This is a genomic window from Micromonospora sp. CPCC 205561 (assembly GCF_036906775.1).
Classification (GTDB): Bacteria; Actinomycetota; Actinomycetes; order Mycobacteriales; family Micromonosporaceae; genus Micromonospora.
Genome location: NZ_JBAKHV010000033.1, coordinates 1 through 22,923 on the forward strand (window position 1 = coordinate 1; position 22,923 = coordinate 22,923).

The 22,923-nt window shown below is 75.3% G+C and carries 16 protein-coding genes and 1 pseudogene; 7 read left to right on the forward strand and 10 right to left on the reverse strand.

From position 1 onward, the window contains the following. Window positions 1–230 (reverse strand): annotated as a pseudogene (locus tag V6V16_RS17970) (S1C family serine protease); the annotation flags it as partial. 208 nt (window positions 231–438) lie between these two features. On the opposite strand from V6V16_RS17970, the gene V6V16_RS17975 reads away from it, so the two are divergent. The 4 genes from V6V16_RS17975 (at window position 439) to V6V16_RS17990 (ending at window position 6,461) form a co-directional block, all read left to right on the forward strand. Beyond that, complete coding sequence (locus V6V16_RS17975; protein WP_334563511.1) at window positions 439–1,767, forward strand: ribonuclease D; 1,329 nt, start codon at window positions 439–441, stop codon at window positions 1,765–1,767. Between the two features lie 155 nt (window positions 1,768–1,922). After that, the gene (locus tag V6V16_RS17980) at window positions 1,923–3,119 is read left to right on the forward strand and encodes a thiolase family protein (RefSeq protein ID WP_334563513.1); all 1,197 of its coding nucleotides are present in this window, start codon (window positions 1,923–1,925) and stop codon (window positions 3,117–3,119) included. Window positions 3,120–3,233: 114 nt separating this feature from the next. Then, on the forward strand, window positions 3,234–5,336 hold the full coding sequence (locus tag V6V16_RS17985) for a 3-hydroxyacyl-CoA dehydrogenase NAD-binding domain-containing protein (protein ID WP_334563516.1): 2,103 nt from the start codon (window positions 3,234–3,236) through the stop codon (window positions 5,334–5,336). 159 nt (window positions 5,337–5,495) lie between these two features. Then, window positions 5,496–6,461, forward strand: a complete 966-nt coding sequence (locus V6V16_RS17990) for a hypothetical protein (protein WP_334563518.1) — start codon at window positions 5,496–5,498, stop codon at window positions 6,459–6,461. Window positions 6,462–6,513: 52 nt separating this feature from the next. Here V6V16_RS17990 and V6V16_RS17995 read toward each other — a convergent pair whose 3' ends face one another. The 4 genes from V6V16_RS17995 to V6V16_RS18010 all read right to left on the reverse strand — a co-directional run bounded on the left by V6V16_RS17995 (window position 6,514) and on the right by V6V16_RS18010 (window position 9,604). Continuing rightward, the gene (locus V6V16_RS17995) at window positions 6,514–6,900 is read right to left on the reverse strand and encodes a VOC family protein (protein ID WP_334563520.1); all 387 of its coding nucleotides are present in this window, start codon (window positions 6,898–6,900) and stop codon (window positions 6,514–6,516) included. Further along, window positions 6,897–7,178 carry a hypothetical protein gene (locus V6V16_RS18000; RefSeq protein WP_334563522.1) on the reverse strand — a complete coding sequence of 94 codons (282 nt, stop codon included), beginning with the start codon at window positions 7,176–7,178 and terminating at the stop codon, window positions 6,897–6,899. The genes V6V16_RS17995 and V6V16_RS18000 overlap by 4 nt, the downstream gene beginning before the upstream one ends. 165 nt (window positions 7,179–7,343) lie before the next feature. Then, complete coding sequence (locus V6V16_RS18005) at window positions 7,344–8,552, reverse strand: sensor histidine kinase (protein ID WP_334563597.1); 1,209 nt, start codon at window positions 8,550–8,552, stop codon at window positions 7,344–7,346. A 383-nt stretch (window positions 8,553–8,935) separates the two neighbouring features. After that, a complete protein-coding gene (locus tag V6V16_RS18010) occupies window positions 8,936–9,604 on the reverse strand; it encodes a response regulator transcription factor (RefSeq protein ID WP_334563524.1) in 669 nt (222 codons plus the stop codon). 150 nt (window positions 9,605–9,754) lie between these two features. Here V6V16_RS18010 and V6V16_RS18015 point away from each other — a divergent pair, with 150 nt between their 5' ends. After that, window positions 9,755–10,957, forward strand: a complete 1,203-nt coding sequence (locus tag V6V16_RS18015; RefSeq protein ID WP_334563527.1) for a C39 family peptidase — start codon at window positions 9,755–9,757, stop codon at window positions 10,955–10,957. A 40-nt stretch (window positions 10,958–10,997) separates the two neighbouring features. On the opposite strand, the gene V6V16_RS18020 is transcribed toward V6V16_RS18015, so the two are convergent. Further along, a complete protein-coding gene (locus V6V16_RS18020) occupies window positions 10,998–12,293 on the reverse strand; it encodes an outer membrane protein assembly factor BamB family protein (RefSeq protein WP_334563529.1) in 1,296 nt (431 codons plus the stop codon). After that, window positions 12,284–13,588 carry an outer membrane protein assembly factor BamB family protein gene (locus V6V16_RS18025; protein ID WP_334563531.1) on the reverse strand — a complete coding sequence of 435 codons (1,305 nt, stop codon included), beginning with the start codon at window positions 13,586–13,588 and terminating at the stop codon, window positions 12,284–12,286. The genes V6V16_RS18020 and V6V16_RS18025 overlap by 10 nt, the downstream gene beginning before the upstream one ends. 104 nt (window positions 13,589–13,692) lie before the next feature. Between V6V16_RS18025 and V6V16_RS18030 the strand changes: the two genes are divergently transcribed. After that, a complete protein-coding gene (locus V6V16_RS18030; protein ID WP_442934104.1) occupies window positions 13,693–15,546 on the forward strand; it encodes a hypothetical protein in 1,854 nt (617 codons plus the stop codon). A gap of 76 nt (window positions 15,547–15,622) precedes the next feature. On the opposite strand, the gene V6V16_RS18035 is transcribed toward V6V16_RS18030, so the two are convergent. Both V6V16_RS18035 and V6V16_RS18040 read right to left on the reverse strand, forming a co-directional pair. After that, window positions 15,623–17,440, reverse strand: a complete 1,818-nt coding sequence (locus tag V6V16_RS18035; protein ID WP_334563532.1) for a hypothetical protein — start codon at window positions 17,438–17,440, stop codon at window positions 15,623–15,625. Continuing rightward, window positions 17,440–19,404, reverse strand: coding sequence for a hypothetical protein (locus V6V16_RS18040; RefSeq protein ID WP_334563533.1), 1,965 nt, complete (start codon window positions 19,402–19,404; stop codon window positions 17,440–17,442). The genes V6V16_RS18035 and V6V16_RS18040 overlap by 1 nt, the downstream gene beginning before the upstream one ends. Window positions 19,405–19,593: 189 nt before the next feature. Here V6V16_RS18040 and V6V16_RS18045 point away from each other — a divergent pair, with 189 nt between their 5' ends. Beyond that, the gene (locus V6V16_RS18045; protein WP_334563535.1) at window positions 19,594–20,787 is read left to right on the forward strand and encodes a hypothetical protein; all 1,194 of its coding nucleotides are present in this window, start codon (window positions 19,594–19,596) and stop codon (window positions 20,785–20,787) included. Window positions 20,788–20,886: 99 nt separating this feature from the next. On the opposite strand, the gene dxs is transcribed toward V6V16_RS18045, so the two are convergent. Then, complete coding sequence (gene dxs / locus V6V16_RS18050) at window positions 20,887–22,839, reverse strand: 1-deoxy-D-xylulose-5-phosphate synthase (protein WP_334563536.1); 1,953 nt, start codon at window positions 22,837–22,839, stop codon at window positions 20,887–20,889. Window positions 22,840–22,923: the final 84 nt, after the last annotated feature.

Below are 22,923 nucleotides of genomic sequence, written 5' to 3' on the forward strand. Positions count from 1 at the left end.
GGCCTCCGACTTGGTGCGGCCGGGGCGGCGCCGCAGCCGCCCGACTGGGCCGGCGGCGACCAGGCGGCGCGGGGCGGCGCGGGCTGTCCGGGGGCACCCGGCGGCGGGTAGGCGGAGGCGGTCGGCTCGATCCGGGGCGGCAGCGGCCCGGGGCGAGCCGTCCCCGGCGGGAAGCCGCCGTCGCCCGGTGCCCCCGGGCCCGTGTCCGCCGACCCGTAGCCAGCAGTCATGATCGCCTTGCCCTCCCGTAGAAGCCCCGCACAGTTCCGGGCCCGATGATGCCTCACCCGCGCAACGGCTCGATGGACCGTACCTGCGCCAACGGGGTTTGTCTTCCCCTATGTCCGGGCCCCCCGCGCGGGAGCCCGGCGCCCGCCCGGCCGACACACACCGGACCGGCTGCACCCACCGCGTCGCGTCGCGCACTAGGGTTGTCAGGTGACCGACGAACCACCCCTGCACCGTCGGGCCGCCGAAAGCCGTACGGGAAACGATGCGCACCACCCGCCGTCGGCCCCGCCGGAGCCGGCGGCCGTGGGGACCGAACCGCCCGCCGACGGGCCCGTGCCGCTGACCGCCCCGCGCGAGGGCACGCCCCAGCCTGCGGCCACCCCCGCCGACCTGGACGCGGTCGTGGCCCGCTTCGCGGCCGGCACCGGCCCCGTCGCCCTGGACGCCGAGCGCGCCTCCGGCTACCGCTACAGCCAGCGCGCCTACCTGGTGCAGCTGCGCCGGGCCGGCTCCGGCACGGCGCTCATCGACCCGCTGCCCCTGCCCGACCTGAGCGCCCTCGACGAGGTGATCGGCGAGGCCGAGTGGGTGCTGCACGCGGCCAGTCAGGACCTGCCCTGCCTGGCCGAGCTGGGCCTGCGCCCGCGCCGGCTGTTCGACACCGAACTGGCCGCCCGGCTGGCCGGCTTCGAGCGGGTCGGCCTGGCCGCGCTGACCGAGCAGCTGCTCGGCTTCAGCCTGGAGAAGCACCACTCGGCGGCCGACTGGTCGAGCCGCCCGCTGCCGGAGTCCTGGCTGACGTACGCCGCGCTCGACGTGGAGATGCTGGTCGACCTGCGCGACGCGCTGGACGAGGAGCTGGCCCGGCAGGGCAAGTCCGGGTGGGCGGCCGAGGAGTTCGCCGCGCTGGTCCGCACCGGCGCCCGGCCGCCGAAGGTCCGGGCCGAGCCGTGGCGCCGCACGTCCGGCATCCACCGGGTGCGCGGGGCGCGGGCCCAGGCGCGCGTGCGTTCCCTCTGGTACGCCCGGGACCAGATCGCGGCCCGGCGGGACGCGGCCCCGGGGCGGGTGCTGCCGGACTCGGCGATCGTCGCGGCGGCGGAGCTGGACCCGAAGGACGAGCGGACCCTGCTCACCCTGCCCGGTTTCGGCGGCCGCTCGGTGCGCCGGCTGGCCCGTACCTGGCTGGCGGCGCTCGACGACGCGCGGCAGCTGCCCGACGACGCGCTGCCCGTCGCGCCCACCGTCGAGGGCCCGCCGCCGCCGCACCGCTGGGCCGAGCGGGACCCGGTGGCCGCGGCCCGCCTGGCCCGGTGCCGGGAGGCGGTGGTCCGGATCGCCGGCGCGCACCGCCTGCCGCCGGAGAACCTGATCGCGCCGGACTCCGTCCGCCGGCTGGCCTGGGCGCCCCCGCAGGAGGTCGACGACGCGGCGGTCGCGGAGACCCTGCGCGGCTTCGGCGCCCGCGACTGGCAGATCACCCTCCTCGTCCCGTCGCTCACCGAGGCCCTCACGGACCCGCCCCCCGTCCCCTGACCGGGTGGTGTGGGGTGGGCCACACGGGGTTGGGTGCCAGCGATGGTTACTGACGAGTAGCATCCGGGGGAAACGCCCGTGCCGGCGACCTTCATCCGTTCCGTGGCGCCGCTCGCCGGCGCGGGGAGCGGATCATGGTCGAAGAGGAGGCTCAAGTGCCCCGTGAAGTTCGGGATGTCGTCTTCGTCGACGGTGTCCGCACCCCGTTCGGCAAGGCGGGTGGCATGTACGCCAACACCCGCGCCGACGACCTGGTCATCCGCTGCATCCGGGAGCTGCTGCGGCGCAACCCGCAGCTGCCCCCGGAGCGGGTCGAGGAGGTCGCCATCGCGGCCACCACCCAGATCGGCGACCAGGGCCTGACCATCGGCCGGACCGCCGCGCTGCTGGCCGGCCTGCCCAAGACCGTTCCCGGCTTCGCTATCGACCGGATGTGCGCCGGCGCCATGACGGCGGTGACCACCGTCGCCAGCGGCATCGCCATGGGCGCCTACGACGTCGCGATCGCCGGCGGCGTCGAGCACATGGGCCGCCATCCGATGGGCGAGGGCGTCGACCCGAACCCGCGCATCGTCGCCGAGAAGCTCGTCGACCCGTCCGCGCTGGTCATGGGAGCCACCGCGGAGAACCTGCACGACCGCGTACCGCACATCACCAAGCAGCGCACCGACGCCTTCGCGCTCGCCTCGCAGCAGAAGACCGCCAAGGCGTACGCCAACGGCAAGCTCCAGGGCGACCTGGTGCCGGTCTCGGTGCGCGACGAGGAGAACGCCTGGGGCCTGGCCACGGTGGACGAGGCGCCCCGGGACACCTCGCTGGAGAAGCTCGGCACCCTGAAGACCCCGTTCCGCCCGCACGGCAAGGTCACCGCGGGCAACGCGGCCGGGCTGAACGACGGCGCCACCGCGAGCCTGCTCGCCTCCGAGGACGTCGCCCGCGAGCTGGGCCTGCCGGTCGCCATGCGGCTGGTGTCGTTCGGCTTCGTCGGCGTCGAGCCCGAGGTGATGGGCGTCGGCCCCATCCCGTCGACCGAGAAGGCGCTGCGCCTCGCCGGGCTGACCATCGGCGACATCGGCCTGTTCGAGCTGAACGAGGCGTTCGCCGTGCAGGTGCTCGCCTTCCTCGACCACTTCGGCCTCGCCGACGACGACCCGCGGGTCAACCCGTGGGGCGGCGCCATCGCCATCGGCCACCCGCTCGCCTCCTCCGGCGTCCGGCTGATGACCCAGCTGGCCCGGCAGTTCGCCGAGCACCCCGAGGTCCGCTACGGCCTCACCGCCATGTGCATCGGCATCGGCATGGGCGGCACCGTGATCTGGGAGAACCCCCACTGGGAGGGTGGAGACAAGTGAGCGCGAGGAACGAGCCGGGCTTGCGAGTCCCGCAGTCGCGAACGGAGAAGGCACAGTGAGCGCGAGGAACGAGCCGGGCTTGCGAGTCCCGCAGTCGCGAACGGAGAAGGCACAGTGAGCGCGCTCGCCGCACCGAACGAGGTCGTCACCAGGGCGCTGCTGCGTCAGGTGAACGTACCGGGGCTGGACCGACCGGCCGCCCTCATCACCCTGGACAACGGCTTCGACCACACCAAGCCGAACAGCTTCGGCCCGGGCGGTCTGACCAGCCTGGACGAGGCGATCACCGCCGCCCTGGCGGCGAACCCGGCGTTCGTCGCGGTGACCGGCAAGCCGTACGTCTTCTGCGTGGGCGCGGACATCACCAGCCTCCCGCAGCTCGCCGACCGCGAGCAGGCCCTCGAGATCGGGCGGCTCGGCCACCGGGTCTTCGCCCGCCTCAAGGACAGCGAGGTCCCGACCTTCGCCTTCGTCAACGGCGCGGCGATGGGCGGCGGCCTGGAGCTGGCGCTGCACTGCCACTACCGGACGCTCTCCGGCGGCGCGGCGGCGCTCGCCCTGCCCGAGGTCTTCCTCGGCCTGGTTCCGGGCTGGGGCGGCACCCAGCTGCTGCCGAACCTGATCGGCATCCCGGCGGCGACCCAGGTGATCATCCAGAACCCGCTGATGCAGAACAAGATGCTCAAGCCGAAGCAGGCCGCCGAGATGGGCATCGCGGACGTGCTGCTGGAGCCGGCGGACTTTCTGGAGCGGTCCCTGGAGTGGGCCGCCGGCGTCGTGCGGGGCGAGGTCACCGTGACCCGGCCCGAGGTCGACAAGGACATGTGGGCGGGCGTGCTCTACTTTGCCCGGCAGACCCTCGACCAGCGGCTGCACGGCGCGGTCCCGTCGGCCTACAAGGCACTGGACCTGCTGGAGACGGCGAAGGACGCCGACTTCGCCACCGGTACCGCCGCCGAGGACGAGGCCCTCGCCGACCTCGTCTTCTCCGAGGAGCTGCGCAGCGGCCTCTACGCGTTCGACCTGGCGCAGCGGCGGGCCAAGCGGCCGGCCGGGGCGCCGGACAAGGGCCTGGCCCGGCCGGTCACCAAGGTGGGCATCGTCGGTGCCGGCCTGATGGCCAGCCAGCTCGCCCTGCTCTTCGCCCGCCGTCTCCAGGTGCCGGTCGTGCTGACCGACCTGGACCAGGCCCGGGTCGACAAGGGCGTGGGCTACGTGCACACCCAGATCGAGAAGGCCGTCAGCAAGGGCCGGATGGACAAGGGCACGGCGGCCAAGCTGTACGGGCTGGTCAGCGGCGCGGCCAAGGCAGAGGCCTTCGCCGCGCCGCAGCCGGGCCAGCTCACGTCGTTCGCTGACTGTGACTTCGTCATCGAGGCGGTCTTCGAGGACCTGGCCGTCAAGAAGCAGGTCTGGGCCGAGCTGGAGAAGGTCGTCAGGCCGGAGGCGGTGCTGGCCACCAACACCTCCTCGCTGTCGATCACGGCGATGGCCGCGGAGCTGGAGCACCCCGAGCGGGTGGTCGGCTTCCACTTCTTCAACCCGGTGGCGGTGCTGCCGCTGCTGGAGATCGTCCGGGGCGAGCGGACGGACGACGCGACGCTCGCCACCGCGTTCGCGGTCGGCAAGCAGCTGAAGAAGTCCTCCGTGCTGGTCAAGGACGCCCCGGCGTTCGTGGTGAACCGGCTGCTCACCCGCTTCCTCGGCACCGTCTTCGCCGCGGTGGACGCGGGCACCCCGCTGGACGTGGCGAACGGCGCGCTGGACCCGCTGGGCCTGCCGATGCGCCCCCTCGCCCTGCTCCAGCTCGTCGGGCCGGCCGTGGCGTACCACGTGGGTGGGACCCTGCACGCCGCCTTCCCGGAGCGCTTCGGCGTCAGCGAGAACCTCAAGCGGATCGCCGACTCGGGTCAGCCGATCGTCGTCGACGACCAGGTCAACGACGAGGTGGCCAAGCTGCTCGTGGTCGGCGACCAGCCGCTCACCGCCGAGCAGGTACGGCAGAACGCGCTCGACGCGCTGGCCGAGGAGATCCGGCTGATGCTCGACGAGGGCGTCGTCGCCGAGGCGCAGGACATCGACCTGTGCATGATCCTCGGCGCGGGCTGGCCGTTCCACCTGGGCGGCATCACGCCGTACCTGGACCGGACGGGCACCTCCGAGCGGGTAACCGGGCGCCGGTTCCTGCCGCACGGGGTGGCGAGCCTGCCCGCCTGATCCACACCGCCCCCGCGTTCGCGGTGGTTGCCCCGTCCGGCTTGGATGGTGGTGGCCACCGCGATCGTCGTTGTGCCCGGTCCAGTCGGGATCGGGACTGCGGAATCGCTCCGTGGCTGGCTACGATCACCCGTTCGCACCCTCGCCTGGAGCTGATCAATGTCCTCACCGCCGGTCGATCCCTGGTCCGGGCAGCCGGAGCACGACGCGCACTACGACTTCCACCCGCCGCGCCCGCAGGGCCACCCGGTCCCGCCCGCCGACGGCTGGCGTCCGCCGCCGGCACAGCAGCCGTACGAGGGCGGCTGGCCCGGCACGCCATCCCCCGGTCCCCCGCCGGCGCAGCCTTACCCCACCCAGCCGTACGGCGGTTATCCCGTCACGCCGCAGTCCGGCTTCCCCGCCGGCCAGTACGTCGGCTACCCGCCGGCCCCCGCGGGCGGCGGCCAGCCGGCGCGGTCGCACCAGCTGCTCCTGGCCCTGGGCATCGTCGGGCTGCTGGTGCTCTGCCTCGGCGGCGGCGGCCTGGCCTACGTCGCCTACGACGGCGACCGGGGCGCCGACCCGACGCCCACCCCGACCGTGGCGCGGAGCTCGGCGTCGAGCGCCACGCCGAGCGCCGCCACGTCGTCGGAGCCCACCCCGTCGCCGGAGCCCAGCGCCAGCCCGCAGATCAGGGTCGTCACCCCGGAGACCCTCGCGGGCCGCGCGAAGAGCACCGAGCCGACCCTGCGCAAGGCGGCCGACGACATGGTCCGGGAGCTGAAGTCCTCGGTGCAGGGCGAGACCGCCGTCGCCGGCGCCTTCTACGGCAGCGCCGACCAGCGAAACATGATCATGGTGATCGCCGCCTCCACCTTCGTGCTCAACCCCGCGGGCGAGCTCGACGACGCGGTCAAGGGGATGTCGAAGGATCTCTCCGTCAAGCGGATGACCACCATCGCGCCGGGTCCCCAGGGCGGCGAGGCCAAGTGCGGCGACGGCGAGTCCGCCGGCGTGCCGCTGGGCGTCTGCGCCTGGGCCGACCACGGCAGCGTCGGCATCATCGTGATGTTCTTCTCGTCCGCGGCCGCCTCGGCGGCGGAGTTCGTCGCCATCCGCGGCCAGATCGAGCAGAAGTACTGACCGTACGGCGACGCGGGGGCCCGTCCACACCGGGTGGACGGGCCCCTTCGCGTCAGCCCGCCGTGGCGGCCCGCTCGGCGGCGGAGCGCAGCACGCAGAACTCGTTGCCCTCCGGGTCGGCGAGCACCACCCAACCCGAGCCGTCGGCGCGCCGCCGGTCGGCGACCTGGGTGGCGCCGATGCCCACCAGCCGCGCGACCTCCTCGTCCCGGGTCCGGTCCGCGGGCTCCAGGTCGAGGTGCAGGCGGTTCTTCACCGCCTTGCCCTCGGGCACCGCCAGGAAGAGCACCTCCGGGCCGCCCGGAGGCAGCAGCATGGCCTCCGGGTCGCCCGGGAAGTCGTCCGGCTGGCGGGGGCAGTCGAAGACCTGCGCCCAGAACCCGGCCAGGGCGTACGTGTCGCGGCAGTCGATGCCGATGTTGTGGATCCTCGCGCTCACTGCTGTTCCTCCCCGGTGCACGCACCCGCCCGCTCCGCCGCGCCACGCGGGACGCGGAACTCGTTGCCCTCCGGGTCGGCGGGCGACACCGGGCCGGCGCCGGCGGCGTGCCGCCGGTCCGTGACCAGGGCCGCGCCGAGGCCGAGCAGCCGCTCGGCCTCCGGGTCACCGGGGGCGTCGTCGGCGTGCCGGGCGTACCCGTGCACCGCCGACCAGAAGCCGGAGGAGGCGTAGGTGTCGTGACAGTCGAAACTGATGTTGTGGATCCGTGGATGCACGGGTTCCTCCGCTAGGGTTGGAGGCGCCCCGCGTGCGTGAGGGTCAGCCGGCGGTGCGGGGCGCGGAGGTCATTACGGTGGACATCGACGCACCCCCCTCCGGTCCTCGAGCTGACACCATGATCCTTCCACCGGAGCGGCTCCGCCCGCAACCCCGCCCGCCGGTCAGCGACGGGCGGCCGGTTCCCCGGCGGTGATCGCCGGCGCGGCCTCCGCCGCCGGCAGGGTGACCGTGACCTCCAGCCCGCCACCGGGCTGGGCGATCACCTTGACGGCGCCGCCGTGCGCGTCGCAGACCGCCCGGACGATGGAGAGCCCGAGACCCGAGCCGCGCGCGCCCGTACGCTCCCGGCCACCGCGGCGGAACGGCTCGAACAGGCCCGGCACGTCGGCCTGGTCCACCTCGAACCCGGTGTTGCCGACCACCAGCCAGGACCGGCACCCGTCCGAGCCGGTACGCACCCAGAGCCGGCCGTGCAGGTGGTTGTAGCGGATCGCGTTCTCGATCAGGTTGCCGGCCAGCCGGTCGAGCAGCCCGGGGTCGCCGACGACGGGCGCGGACTCCAGCGAGGTCTGCACCCGCAGCTTGATCCGCTCCACCTCCCGGCGTACCGCCGACAGGGCGTTCGCGGTGCCCGCGGCGAGGTCGCACTCGGTGCGGCGGCCCAGCCGGCGGCCCGCCTGCGCCTCGCTGCGGGCCAGCACCAGCAGGGCGTCGACCAGGCCGTTGGCCCGCTCCGAGGCGTCCCGGACCACGGTGGCCATCCGGCGGTACTCGGCCGCGTCCGCCTCGTCGTCGCTGAGGGTCACGTCGATCTCGGTACGCATCACCGCCAGCGGGGTGCGCAGCTCGTGCGAGGCGTTGGCGACGAAGCGCTTCTGCGCCTCGAACGCGGCGGCGATCCGGTCCAGCATCGCGTCGAAGGTCTCCGCCAGCTCCGCCACCTCGTCGTCGGCGCCCGAATAGCCGATCCGCTGGTCCAGGGTGGTCTCGCCGAGCCGGCGGGCGGTGGCGGTGACCTGGTGCAGCGGGCGCAACGCCCGGCCGGCCACCGCGTACGCGCCGGCCACCCCGACGACGCTGATCGCCAGCAGCGCCACCAGGCCCTTGGCCAGCAGCTCCCCGCTGGCGGAGTCGACCAGCTGCCGCTGCCACTGCGCCGCGTCCAACGACCGGCCGTCGGCCAGCACCACCGTGGTGCCGGGGAGCAGCTCGTCGGTCGGGCGGAGCGCGTCGCGGACCAGCAGCCAGGCCAGCAGCACCAGGATCGCGCCGGCCCCGACCAGCAGCACGCCGTTGAGCAGGGTCAGCCGCAGCCGCAGCGTGGGCCGCAGCCGGGAGCGGCGGCCCGCCGCGTCGTCCCGCGACCGCAGGGCTCGCCGGACCGGCTCACTCCTCGCGCTCACCGTGCCACCCTCATTCGCGACTGCGGGGCTCGCAAAACCCGCTCACTCCTCGCGCTCACCGTGCCACCCTCATTCGCGACTGCGGGGCTCGCAAAACCCGCTCACTCCTCGCGCTCACCGTGCCACCCTCATTCGCGACTGCGGGGCTCGCAAAACCCGCTCACTCCTCGCGCTCACCGTGCCACCCTCATTCGCGACTGCGGGGCTCGCAAAACCCGCTCACTCCTCGCGCTCACCGTGCCACCCTCATTCGCGACTGCGGGGCTCGCAAAACCGGCTCACTCCTCGCGCTCACCGTGCCACCCTCATTCGCGACTGCGGGGCTCGCAACACCGGCTCACTCCTCGCGCTCACGCCGACGGCTCCGGGGTGCGGTAGCCCGCGCCGACCACCGTCTCGATCAGCGGCGGGTCGCCGAGCTTCTTGCGCAGCGTCATCACGGTCACCCGGACGATCGTGGTGAACGGATCGGTGTTGGCGTCCCAGACCCGTTCCAGCAGCTCCTCGCTGGAGACCACCGCGCCGCGCGCCTTGAGCAGCTCGCAGAGCACGCCGAACTCCTTGTTGGTCAGGTCGACCGGCTGGCCGCCCCGGGTGGCCACCCGGCGGGCCGGGTCGAGGACCAGATCGGCGAGTTCCAGCACCGGCGGCGCCGCCGGGGTGGCGCGCCGGCCGAGCGCCTGCACGCGGGCGACGAGCTCGTCGAAGGCGAAGGGCTTGGGCAGGTAGTCGTCCGCGCCGAGCTGCAACCCCTCCACCCGGTCGGCGACGGTGCCGCTGGCGGTCAGCATCAGCACCCGGGTGAGCGTGCCGGAGGCGGCCAGCTCGGCGCAGATCTGGTCGCCGTGCACGCCGGGCAGGTCCCGGTCCAGCACCACCACGTCGTACCGGGTGACGAACGCCATCTCGTGGCCGCTGTCGCCGTCGTAGGCGACGTCCACCGCCATGCCCCGCTTGCGCAGCCCGCGCGCGATCGCGTCGGCGAGGTTGCGCTCGTCCTCGACCACCAGTACCCGCATCCCGGCCTCCTCGCGCCCCTGACCACCCACAACCTAGCGCCGGCGGCCAACCCGGGCCGCACCCGCCGTCCCGGGCCGGGCCCATTGCAGAAAACCTTCGTCGTACGCGATGCTTCCGGCACCAACCTTCACGACGGGACGGGGAGACGGATGACCCACGCGACGCCGGGCGGCCGACGCGACATCGCCTACCGGGGCTTCGGCTTTCCCGGCGACGCCGGGCTGGGGAGCATGGCCGGCCTGCGCGCGGGCGCACGGGGTCTCGAACTGGCCGACCCGGTCGACCGGCTCGACCACACCGACGCCGACGGCCGCACCCGCCGGTACGCGGCCGGCAGCTGGACCTCCCCGACCGTGCCCGTCGGCTTCGCCGTACGCGACGTGGTGCCCTCGTGGACCGGCGACACCCCCGGCGACAGCTGGCTGCGCGTGGAGCTGCGGGGCTGGCGCGACGACGCCCCGGTCACCGGGTGGTACGTCCTCGCCGAGTGGGCGGCCGCCGACCACGCGTTCCGCCGGACGACCGTGCCCGGACAGCGCGACGGCGACGCCCGGGTGGAGACGGACACCCTCGTGGTGACCGACGCCACGGTCACCGCCTGGCAGGCCCGGGTGACCCTGCTGCGGCCGGAGGACGCCGACACCACCCCGGTGCTGCGCACCGTCGGGGCGGTCGCCGCCGGCCCGCGCCCGGCGTCGACACCCGAGCCGGCCGGCGACGACTCCCCGTCGACGCCGGCCGCCCGGGGCACCGTGCTGGACGTGCCGCGCTACTCGCAGCGGCTGCACGCCGGCGCCCACCCCCAGTGGGGCGGCGGCGGGGACTCCTGGTGCAGCCCCACCTGCACCTCGATGGTGCTGGCCTTCTGGGGCGCCGCCCCGGCCCCGGAGCGGTACGCCTGGGTGGCCCCGACCGGCCCGCGTCCGGTGGTGGTGCACGCCGCGCGGCACTGCTACGACCACGCCTACGGGGCCGGCAACTGGCCGTTCAACACCGCGTACGCCGGCCTGCACGGCGTGGACGCCTTCGTCACCCGGCTGCGCTCGCTGGCCGAGGCCGAGGCGTTCGTGGCCGCCGGCATCCCGCTGATCGTCTCCGCCGCCTTCCGGGCCGGCGAGGTGCCCGGGCTGGACTACGACACCGCCGGGCACCTGATGGTCCTGGTCGGCTTCACCGAGGCCGGCGCGCCGGTGCTCAACGACCCGTACGCGCCGGACGACGACGCGGTGCGCCGGACCGTCGACCGGGGCCGGTTCGAGGCCGCCTGGCAGGGCGGCAGCGGCGGCGTGGCGTACGTGCTCCGGCCGCAAAGCGTGCCGCTGCCCCCGGCGCCGCAACAGCCGAACTGGTGACCGCGGCGGCCCGGCCGGCTCGCCGCGCCGGGCGGCGGGCTCAGCCGGGCAACCGCCAGACGCCGTAGTCGCCGCCGCGGACCCGGCACAGCAACGTCGTGCCGACGCCGCCCCGGCAGTCCCCGGAGGCGTCCCGCAGCACGTCGAGCACCCGGACCCGACCGGCGGCGACGTCCAGCTCGCCGACCACCAACCCACCCCCGGTGGCGGCCGGCCGGACGGCGAGCAGCCGCTCGCCGTCGTGCCCCGGCACCAGCTGCCACGTGCCGAGGTCGGCGACCTCCCGGCCGGTCGCCGCGTCGAGCACGGCGAGCCGCTCCCCGACGGGCCCGTGCGCCATCGCGAGCAGCCGCCCGCCGCGGTGGTCCGACACACCCAGCCACCGGTCCCCGGTCCACCGGACCGTCCCGGTGGCCGGGTCGAGGGCGCTGAAGCCGCCGGTGCGCCCGTTGACGCAGAGCACCTCGCCGCAGTCCTCGACGTGGCCCGCCAGCGGCAGGCGTGCCTCCCAGCGCGGCCGCAGCCCGTCCAGCCCGTACGCCGTCACCACGCCGGCCTCCGGCCGCAGGGCCAGCAGCAGACCGTGGGCCACCGTCGCGTACCCGAAGCCGGGCAGCTCACCGAGGCGCAGGTCCGCGGCGTGCAGCACGGCGCCGGTGCGGACGTCGCGCACCTCGACCCGCCCCCGGGCGGACGCCAGCACGACCCGGTCGACCCGCCCGCCGCGGACGCTGTACATCGCGCCCCCGCGAGACGTGGACAGCGACCAGATCGCCCGCCCGGAGGTCGGGTCCACCGACCGCACCGTGCCGGCGTCCTCCCCGCCGCTCTGCAACAGCAGCGTCCCGGCGGAGTCCCACCAGGGATAGCCCGGCTGGCGCCAGCGCTCGCGGCCGGTCCCGGCGTCGAGCGCGACCGTCCAGCCCCCGTCCTGCTCACCGGTGACCGCGAAGAGAACCACGCCCCGCCCGCTGCGGGCCTGCCAGAACCGCCCCGCCGCCGGCACCGGGGCGCGCCACACCCGGGTCGCGGGGCGGCCGGCGGCCGGCTCCCGCCCGGGCAGGGCGTAGGCGCGCACCTCGACCGTGCCGGTCTGCCCCTCGGCGGGCTCGACGACGTAGAGCCGGTCGGCGTCGAGGAACGCCTCCGCCCCCACGGCCGCCGGCACCACGAACGAGTCGCGGCGCGGCGCCGGCGCCGCGCCGCCCACCGTCGCCACGACCAGCGCGAGCGCCAGCACCACCCGCAGCGGCCGGCCGGCGGCCCGGGGCGGGCGGGGCGGCGGGGCCTCCGGGCCCGGCTCGTCGCGCAGCTCGCCGAGGTCGATCAGCGCCACGCCCCCGCCTCCCCGTCCGGGCCGTCCGGCAGCTCCCAGACGCCGAGCCCGCCGCCCTCGCGCCGGCAGACGACGAACGCCCCGTGCACGCCGCATCCCCCCGCCACGCCGCGCAGCACCGCCAGCACCCGGACGCCCTCCCCGCGCTCGTCGACCCGACCGACCAGGAGCCGCCCGTCGCGCAGCCGACGGCGCACGACCGAACCGTCGGCCGAGACCGTCACGGGGGCGCCGACCTGCCAGCGGCCCAGCTGCCGCACCGGCCGACCGGTCGCCGCGTCGAGCAGCACGTGCTCCGCCACACCGCCGGAGGCGCGCCGGGCGGCCAGCAGCCGGCCACCGAGGGAACCCAGCACCGCCCCGTTGCCGAGGCGCCACCGGTCGGCGCCGGTGCCGGGGCCGAGCAGCCGCACGGCGGGCGACCCGTCCTCGAGACAGATCAGGACGCCGCAGTCGAAGGCGTCCGGCTGGTCGGCCGGGCCGCCCGGGACGCTCCACCGGCGGCGCAGGGCGGGAATCTCGTAGCCGCTGAGGCCGCCGGCCCCGTCGGCGAGCAGCACCAGTTCCCGCGTGACCGTCAGCACGCGGGGCCGGCCGGGTACGGCCGTAGCGGCGCGCACCGCGCCCGTGTCCGGGTCGCGCAGCTCCAGCCGCCCGCCGGCGAGCACCGTCAGCAGGTGCACCCGCTCGTCCCGCCGCGACAGCCGTACGTCCTCCTCGGCCAGCGGCCGCGACCACCGGACGGCGCCGTCGGCGGGGTCCACCGCCAGCAGCACGGACGCGCCCGCCGCGTCGAAGCCCCACACCAGCAGGTTGCCGGCCGGCGTGACGCCGCCCGGTCGCCCCTCGATCCGCCAACGCGTCCCGCCGTCGCGGACGGAGAGCCCGACGACCCACGACGCCGTGCGCTCCCCGGCCAGGCCCAGGACCATCAGATCGCCGACCCGCGCGGTGTGCAGCACCTGCCCCGGGGCGGGCATCGGCACCCGCCACAGGGGACGGCCGGAGGGCAGCCGGTGGGCCGTCAGCCGCGGCACCGGATCCTCGCCGGGCACGGCGTCGGGACCCGACGGACCGGCCACCAGCAGCACGTCGCCGACGAGCAGGACGTTCGCCTCCGGGCCGACCGGAATGGTGACGCCCGGTGGCTGCGCGGGCCGGGGCGCGGCGGCGGCCGGCGCCAGCAGGCAGAGCAGGGCGACCAGGGCCGGAGCCCGACGGCGCAGCAGCCGGCCCGGGCCGGGCCCGGCTGGCGTCGCGGTGTCCCGCCGCTCACCGAGGTCGATGACCGCCACTGCCGCCCTCTCCGTCACCCCACCCCCACGACGGCCCCGGTGGACCCGCCGGGCCGCACCGGGCCGACGGATGGGACGCCGGAGCGCCTGTACGATGGCCCGTCGTGGCTGTGCCGGTGGTTGACCCCTCGCTGAACTCCGTCTCCGAGCCCGTCGCGGCCGAGCCGACACGCCCGCCCCGGCGGCGGCCGTCCCGCGCCGACGTACTGGCCATCGGAGCCTATGTCCTGCTCGGCGTTCTCGTGTGCCTGAACTACTGGGTGGACGTGCAGAACCGGGTGTCGTCGCACCTGCCCACCGACCACAGCTGGTTCGAGTGGCTCTTCTCGCACGGCGCGTACTCGGTGCGGCACCTGGAGAACCCGCTCTTCACCGAGCGGCAGAACGCCCCGGACGGGGTGAACATGATGGCCAACACCTCGCTGCTCGGGGTGACGCTGCCGCTGGCGCCGCTGACCATGCTGCTCGGCCCGCAGGTCGTGTACGCCCTCTACCTGGGCGCCGCACTGGCCGCGACCGCCGGCACGTCGTACTGGATGCTGTCGCGGCACCTGGTGCGCTCCCGCGCGGCGGCCTTCGTCGGCGGCGCCTTCCTCGGCTTCGCGCCGGGCGTCGTGCACCACGCCAACGGCCAGCCCAACTTCGTCTCGAACTTCCTGCTGCCGCTGATCGTGGTGCGGGTGCTCCGGCTCGCCGAGCCCGGCCGGTGGCGGCGCAACGGCCTCGTGCTGGGCCTGCTGGTGGCGTACCAGATCTTCATCAACGAGGAGATGCTGCTGCTCACCGCGCTGGCCTGCCTGGTCGTCGTGCTCGCGTACGCGATCATGCGGCCGGCGCGGGCGTGGGCGGTGGCCGGCACCTTCGCCGCCGCGCTCGGCGTGGGCGGCGGGTTGGCGCTGCTGCTGACCGCCTACCCGATCTGGTTCCAGTTCAACGGCCCGCAGTCCTACCGGGGGTTGCAGGGCGGGGTCTTCCACAGCTGGGGCGAGGACCTGGCCGCCTTCGTCACCTTCGCCCGGGACACCGTGGCCGGCGACGAGGCGGTGGAGAAGACCATCGGGCTGACCGAGCAGAACACCTGGTTCGGCTGGCCGCTGGTGCTGGTGGCGCTGGTGGCGCTGGTGCTGCTGGTCCGCCGCTCGTTCCCCGCCCGGATCCTCGCGGTGCTGGTGGTGGTCTTCACGGTGGCCTCGATCGGCCCGAAGGTGCGCGTCAACGGGGTGGAGACGCGGACGGACGGCCCGTGGGCCTACATCTCCGACGACCTGCCGCTGGTCGAGATGATGATGCCGACCCGGCTGGCGCTCGTGGTGGCGGCGGCGCTCGGCGTGCTGCTCGCCCTGGCCTGGGACACGGTCGCCGGCAACGGCAGGCCGCCGGTGCCGGCCCCCCGCTCCGCCGCCGACGGCACCGTGACCGCCGGGTCGCGCCGCCGCTGGCTGCGGCCGGTCGGGTACGCGGCCATCGCGCTCGCCCTGCTGCCGCTCCTCCCGCGCCCGCTGCCCGCGCAGCCCGTCGACCCGCCGCCGCGCTTCATCACCGCCGGCGGCTGGCGCCCGTACGTGCCGCCGGGGCGGACCCTGGTGCCGGTGCCGATCCCGAGCAACGTGCACGGACTGCCCACCCTGCGGTGGAGCGCGCTGACGCAGCACGCGTTCCCGATTCCCGGTGGCTACTTCATCGGGCCCAACGAGCTGGGCGAGGGCGTCTTCGGCGCGCCGAACCGGCCGACCAGCACGCTGGTCTACTCCACGATGGACCTTAACGCGGTGCCCGCGCTCACCGACGAGAACCGCCGGCAGGCGCTGGAGGACCTGCGCTTCTGGCGGGCGTCCGTGGTGGTTCTCGGCGCGCATCCCCGCGAGGCGGTCCTGCGCGAGCTGGTGACCGGGCTCATCGGGCCGCCCCAGCGCGTCGACGACGTCTGGCTCTGGGACGTCCGGCCGCTGGTCGGCTGAACCGCCGGCCCGCCGCCGGCGGGACCAGCGGTCGGGGCGGAAGCCGGCGGGGTGGGCCGAGCCGGCGGGGCGGGCGTCAGCCCACCAGCGGGCGGACGTCCCAGACGTGCGCGCCGGCCACCGTCCGGCCGGGGCCGAGGAGCGCCTCGACCGTACGCCGGACCGGCTCGCCGTGGTGCAGTCCGCCCTGGACCACCACGGCGGCGCGCCAGTGGCGCAGGTCCTCCAGCGCCTGCCGGCGGTGTTCCTCGGTGACCACCGGCACCTCGCCGGTCTCCGCCACCCGGCGCAGCAGCGTCGCGGTGGGACGGTCCGGCGCCCCCCACCGGGCGGCGGGGTCGTCGGCGGCCCGGGGGCCGATGAAGTAGCCGCCCGGGGCCGGGAAGGCCAACCCGGTGCGGGCCGACCAGAGCATCGCCGGGCTGACCCCGGCGCCCGTCACCGGCGGCACCGGCACCAGGGTCCGGCCCGGCGGGACGTACGCCCGCCAGCCGCCCTCGGCCACGAAGGTGGGCACCGGCCGGGCCGGCACCGTCCGGATCGGGGTGGGGATCAGCGGCAGCAGGGCGGCGGCCACCGCCCCACCCCAGAGCAGCCGCACCGGCACGCCGCCCGGCACCGCGCCGGCGGCGGTCACGGAGCGCGGGTCGCCCGTCGCCGGCGCGGGTCGCAGCCGGTCCAGCGAGAGGGCGAGCAGGACGCCCAGCACCGGTACGCAGACCAGCGGGAAGCGCGCCGGCACCGCGAGGTCGAGCAGCGGCACCCCGGCGACGAGCCGGTACGGCCCGGGGATGCCGGTGGGCGTGCCGTCCAGGCGGACCTGCCCGCCGAGGGAGAGCAGCGCGAAGAGCAGCCCGCAGACCGCCAGTGCGCGGACCAGCGGCCGGCGCCACAGCCAGATCACGATCACCACGGCGAGCACCAGCAGCCCGGGGCCGAAGAAGGAGTTCTCCTCGGTGGGGTTCGGCGCCAGCAGGCCGGGCAGGTGGTCGTCGCCGAGCACCGTCTGCCGCGCCGAGGCGGTGAACGACGCCGCGTCGAGCTGGTAGCCGTACGCGTGGAAGGGCATCCCCCGGTAGTGGCCCGGGCCGAAGAACTGGAACCACAGCGGGTACGCCAGCAGGGGCAGCGAGACCGCCACCCCGATCCCGATCCGGGCGAGCAGCGCGGGCCCCAGCCGGCGGGCCGCCGCCCGGTCCGCCGCCGCGTACGCGAGCGCGAACGTACCGGCCGCGAGGACCAGGAAGACCAGCACCTCCTCGCCGAGGAAGACCTGGTACGTCACCAGCAGCCCGAGCAGCACCCCGGGCCGCCGGACCCGGCGCGGGTCCGGGTGGAACACCAGCGCCAGGATCGCCGGGACCAGGAACTGCGCCGCCATGTGCAGGTGCGCCCCGGCCTGCGCGACCATGCCCGGGGCGAAGCCGCAGACCAGGCCGCCGACGGCCGCCGCCACCCGGGAGCCGGCCAGTCGGCGGCGCAGCAGGGCGTACCAGGCGGTCGCGGTGCCGGCGAGGCAGCAGACCACTGCCACCAGGAACGCCGCCTGCGAGCCGAACAGCAGGGTGACCGGGGTCAGCGGCACGCCCAGGCCGAGCACCGACGTGTTGGCCATCAGGTTCACCCCGTCCGGGGCGTTCAGCGCCGAGCTGTGCAGCGGGTTCTCCAGGCCCGTCACCGCCCGGGCCGCGCGGGCCAGCATCCACTCGAAGAGGATCTGGTCCCCCGCCTGGTGGAAGAGCCGGCCCGGGCGCCCCCACTGGCCGGTCGTCAGCAGCGCCGCGAGGCCGAGGTAGCCGGCGACGACCAGCGCGTCGGGCGCCCGTACCGGCAGCCGGCGGGGACGCCGGGCGGGGGTCGCCTCGACGGTGCCGGACGCCGTCGGGGCGGTCATCAGGCCGGCTGGTCCGTCAGCGCCCGGACGTCCCAGACCCAGACGTCCAGCTCCCGGCGGCCGGGACCGACCAGCTGCTCGACCGTACGCCGCAGCGGCTCGGCGTGGTGCTGGCCGACCGGGAGCACCAGGATGGCCGCCCGCCAGTACCGCAGCTCGTCCAGCGAGCGGCGGCGCTGCCGGTCGTCGAGCTTCGGGGTGCGGCCGGTCGAGGCGACCTCCTCCAGCAGCTGCCCCACCCCGCTGGGCCGGCCGCCGAAGCGGCCCGGGTCGCCGGTGTTGCCGTTGCGCGGCGCGAGGAAGTACCCGCCGGGGATCTTGAAGTCGAGGTTGGTCGAGGCGGCCCAGCGCATCCCGTGGGTGTGACCCATGTTCGGCACCGGGATCGGCACCAGGGTCTGCTCCGGCCCGACGTAGCCGCGCCACCGGTCGGCGGTGATGAAGTCCGGCACCGGCGGGCGGGAGGTCACCTTCAGCGGCATCGGCGCGATCGGCAGCAGCGCCAGGACCAGCCCGGCCACGGTGAGCGTGCGCAGCGTCCGCCGCTCCACCGGCAGCGCCCGGGAGCGCTCGACGGCAAGCGCCAGCAGGATGCCGATCACCACGCTGGTGATCAGGCCGAAGCGGGTCGGCACCACCGCGTCGAGCAGCGGCAGCCGGACCAGCCACTCCCACGGCCCGGTGAACAGCGTCCGGTCCCACCAGGAGACCCGCTCGCCGAGGGAGAGCACGGCGAAGAACACCCCGGTCACCGCCAGCGCCCGGACGAGCAGCTCACCCCGCAGCCAGAGCACGATGCCCACGGCGATCAGGGCGAGGCTCCAGCCGAAGAAGGCGTTCTCCTCCGAGTAGTTCGGGGCGAGGTTGACGTTCGCGCGCTCGTTGCCGCCGATCGTGGGCGAGCCGGGCGCGAAGAAGGCCGCGATGTCGTTGCCGTAGTCGCGTACCGCGTCGCTCAGCCCGTGGTACGCCATCGGGCCGGCGAACTGGACGTAGAGCGGGTACGCCAGCAGCCCTCCGGCGAGGACGGTGCAGATCGCGAGGGCCTTCGCCAGCGGTCGCCACGCGGCCCACCAGAGCGCGGGCCGCTGGGCGAGCACGGCGAGCAGGAACACCCCGCAGGCGAGCGCGGTGAAGAGCAGGATCTCCTCGTTGATGAACGCCTGCGCGGTGACCATCAGGGCGAGCAGCGCGCCGTCGCGCCACGGCCGCCGGGACCGGGTGATGACCAGCACCCGCCAGACGATGAACGGCAGCAGGAACTGGGAGATGATGTTGGGGTGCCAGTTGGCGTGCGACAGCATCGCCGGTGAGAAGCCGCAGAACCAGCCGCCGACCGCGGCCGCCAGCGGGCTGCGCACGACGTGCCGGGAGAGCACGAGGTACCAGGCCGAGGCGGTGCCGGCGAGCGCGAGCGTGACCAGCACCACGAACGTCACGGCCGGGCCGAAGAGCAGCGTCACCGGCACCATCGGGATGCCCAGCGCGAGGATGGCCGTGTTGGCCATCAGGTTGACTCCGTCGGGGTAGTTGAACTGCTCGGTGAAGAACGGGAACTCGCCGTGCAGCACGACGCGTACCGAGTGGGCGAGGAAGAACTGCACCTGGGCGGGGTCGCTGCTGTAGAGCGAGGCGACCCGGCCGGCCGGGTCCACCCAGATCTGGCTGGTCACCCACACCGCGGCGAGCAGGAATAGCCCGAGGACGGCGAGGTCCTGCCGCCGCCGGGTCCACCGCCGCGGCCGGGCCGCGCCGGCCGCCCCGTCCGTCCGGCCGGCCTTCCCGTCGGCCCTGTCGGCCCGGTCGGTGGCGAGGGTCGCGCCGGGGCTGCCGGACCCGTCGTCGGCGCCCCCCGCGTCCGGCGTACGGTCGCCGGTGCCGTCGCCCACGGGCGGCGCCACGGGTTCGGACGCGGCGACGTCGGATTCCGACCAGGATTCGGCGCGGGTCTCGGCAGGCGTCACAGTCGGCGGAGTCTACCCGAGCGGGACATTCACCCTGAAACCGCGGCGGCGTCCCTTGTGGCCGCCGCCGGGCACCGCCCGCGACCTGCGTGCGGACGGTGGTCGAGGTGCCGCGTCCGGGTGATCGGACATCTCGTACTATGGCGCTTTCCGTAAGACGACGGCTGAGGCGATCGAGGGGGCGTACAGGTGGCTCCAGTCCGCCGGCGCGGCATCACGGCCACCGCACTGCTGACCCTGCTGCTCACCGCGACCGCCTGCGGCCCGGTGGCCGACCGGCGGCCGGGCGACCTGCGGGTCGGCTACGACAGCCTGGACGGCGACCTGCGGGTCTGGCCGCCCCGCGGCACCCTGGCGGGCGACGGCGCCGTCCGGTCGGCGGTCACCGGGGCGGTGCGCGACTGGCGGTCACCGGCCGACGACCGGGTGCACCTGCCCACGTCGGGAATCCTCTGGTCGGGCGAGGTCGACGGGGCGCCGCTGGTCCTGGTGGCCGCGGACGTGCCCGGCGAGCGCGCCTCCTGGCTGCTCCAGGTGACCGCCGAGGGCGGCCGGTACGCGGTCACCCGCGCCGCCGAGTACACCGACCCGGGCTACCTCGTCTACTCCGACGTGCTGCCCGTGCACACCGCCGACGGGCGGCGCTACCTGACGTCCGGCCGGGTGCAGCGGCTGCTCGGGCCGGACGGCCGCGCGCTGCGCGACACCGACGGCCTCACCGAGCCGGTGGACGTGCCGGCCTGCCGGGCGGTCCCGGTGACCGCCACCCTGCGGGCCACCGAGGCGCTGCCCCGGGGCCGCGCCGCCGACCGGCTGCTGGACCTCGGCACCGGCACCACCGACCCGCGCTATCCCCTGGTGCGCGACGAGAGCGGTTCCGGCAAGCGGGCCCTCAAGGGCCTGGACACCTGCCGGCTCGCCGGCGAGGAAGGGCCGTTCGGCAGCGTCCCCCGGCGGATCGGCGACCGGGACGCGCCGCGCTCGGTGCCGTCGTCCTGGCCGCTGACCAAGCTGGCCGTGCGCACCCTGGGCGAGGTCGCCCTCGGCGGCGGGGAGCCGGCCGAGCTGGAGCAGCTGAGCTGGGAGACGTCCGACGGGACGATGACCGCCGTGGTCTACCGCCCCGCCGACGGGGGCACCCCGGTCGTCTCCCCCGCCGACCGCTCCAGCCCCCTGCAGACGTACGCGCTGCCGGTGCCGGGGCAGCCGCTGGCCGTGCTGAGCTGGCGGGCGACCCGCGACAGCTCGCTGTCGACACCGCCGAACACCCCGCGCCTGGTGGACCGGCCGGGGCTGGTCGTGGTGCCGATGCCGTCGCGCACCGAGACGTTCAGCCTGGCCGGGGCGGAGAAGACGCACTACCGCTCGATCGCTCCCCGCTGACCCCGCCCGCCCCTTCCCCGGCCCGGGCAGCGCGGTCGGGGGATGCGCGGCGGCGGGCGCCCCGGGGATCCGGGGCACCCGCCGTCGGCGTTCGAGCGGTCAGTTCTGCGTGGCGGCGTCGTCGACGGTGATCACCGGCTCGACCGGCTCCGCGTCCAGCCGCGAGATCCAGCCGGTCACGTCGCGGGCCACGTCCTGCGCGGTCAGGCCGAGGTCGGCGAGGATCTGCGCGCGGGTGCCGTGCGGGTGCCAGCCGGCCGGTACGCCCAGGTCACGCAGCGGCACCCGGACGTCGGCGTCCCGCATCGCCTGGCCGAGGGCGTCACCGACGCCGCCGACCCGGACGCCGTCCTCCACGGTGACCACGAGGCGGTGCCGGGCGGCCAGCTCGACCAGCTCGGCCGGGACCGGCCGGACCCAGCGGGGGTCGACCACGGTGACGCCGTAGCCCTGCTCGGCGACCCGGGTCGCCACCTCCATGCCGAGCTGGCCGAAGGAGCCGACCGCGACCAGCAGCACGTCCGTACGCGCCGACTCGGCCAGCACGTCGACGGTCCCGACCCGGCGCAGGGCCGGCAGGTCGGCGGCGACGGTGCCGGTCGGGAAGCGGACGATGGTCGGGCCGTCGTCGACGCCGACCGCCTCGCGCAGCTCCTCGCGCAGGGTGGCGGCGTCGCGGGGCGCGGCGATCCGCAGCCCCGGCACGACCCCGAAGACGGACATGTCCCAGATGCCGTAGTGGCTGGGCCCGTCGGGGCCGGTGATGCCCGCCCGGTCCAGTACGAAGGTCACCGGTAGCCGGTGCATCGCCACGTCCAGCAGTACCTGGTCGAAGGCGCGGTTGAGGAAGGTCGCGTAGACCGCCACCACGGGGTGCAGCCCGCCGAGGGCCAGGCCGGCGGCCGAGGTGGCCGCGTGCTGCTCGGCGATGCCCACGTCGTAGACCCGGTCGGGGTACTTGCGGGCCAGCTTGGCGATGCCGGTCGGCTCGGCCATCGCGGCGGTGATGCCCACCACGTCGGGCCGCTCGTCGGCGATCGCGACCAGCTCGTCGGCGAAGACGTGGGTCCACTTCACCGAGGGCGCGGCGACCAGCTTGCCGGTCTCCACGTCGAACGCGCCGCCGGGGCCGTGCAGGCAGTCGGCCTCGTCCTCCTCGGCCGGGCGGTAGCCGTAGCCCTTGCGGGTGACCGCGTGCACGATCACCGGGCCGCCGAAGTTCTTCGCCGCCCGCAGCGCCGACTCGACCGCCTCGCGGTCGTGGCCGTCGACCGGGCCGACGTACTTGATGCCGAGGTCCTCGAACATGGCCTGCGGGGCGACGGCGTCCTTGATGCCCCGCTTGACGGCGTGCAGCACCTCGTACATGGGCCGGCCGACCAGCGGCGTCGAGCCGAGCGCCTCCTTGACGGTGTCGAGCACCTTCTCGTAGCCCGGGTTCAGCCGCAGCGAGGAGAGGTGGTCGGCGAGCCCGCCGATGGTCGGCGCGTAGGACCGGCCGTTGTCGTTCACCACGATCACCAGCGGGTTGCCGGCGGTGGCGATGTTGTTCAGCGCCTCCCAGCACATGCCGCCGGTGAGCGCGCCGTCGCCCACCACCGCGACCACGCTGCGCTGCTCGCCGCGCAGCGCGTACGCCTTGGCCAGGCCGTCGGCGTAGGACAGGGCGGTGGAGGCGTGCGAGTTCTCGATCAGGTCGTGCTCGCTCTCGGCCTGGCTGGGGTAGCCGGAGAGGCCGCCGCGCTGGCGCAGCTTGTCGAAGCCGGCCTGCCGCCCGGTGACGATCTTGTGCACGTACGCCTGGTGGCCGGTGTCGAACAGGAACCGGTCGCGCGGGGAGTCGAAGACCCGGTGCATCGCCAGGGTCAGCTCGACCACGCCCAGGTTGGGCCCGACGTGCCCGCCGGTGCGCGAGACCTTGGTGATCAGGAAGTCACGGATCTCGGCGGCGAGAACGTCCAGCTCCTCGGCGGACATCCGCTTGACGTCCTGCGGACCCCGGACGGTGGCCAGCAGCCCGGTGTGGTGGACCGTGCCCTCTTCAACGCTCATGACGCAAGAGTCTATCGGCCGTGCGACACCCCGCCGCCTGGCCCGGAGGCCCACCCACCCGCCCGGGGCGCTGATCGCCTGGTC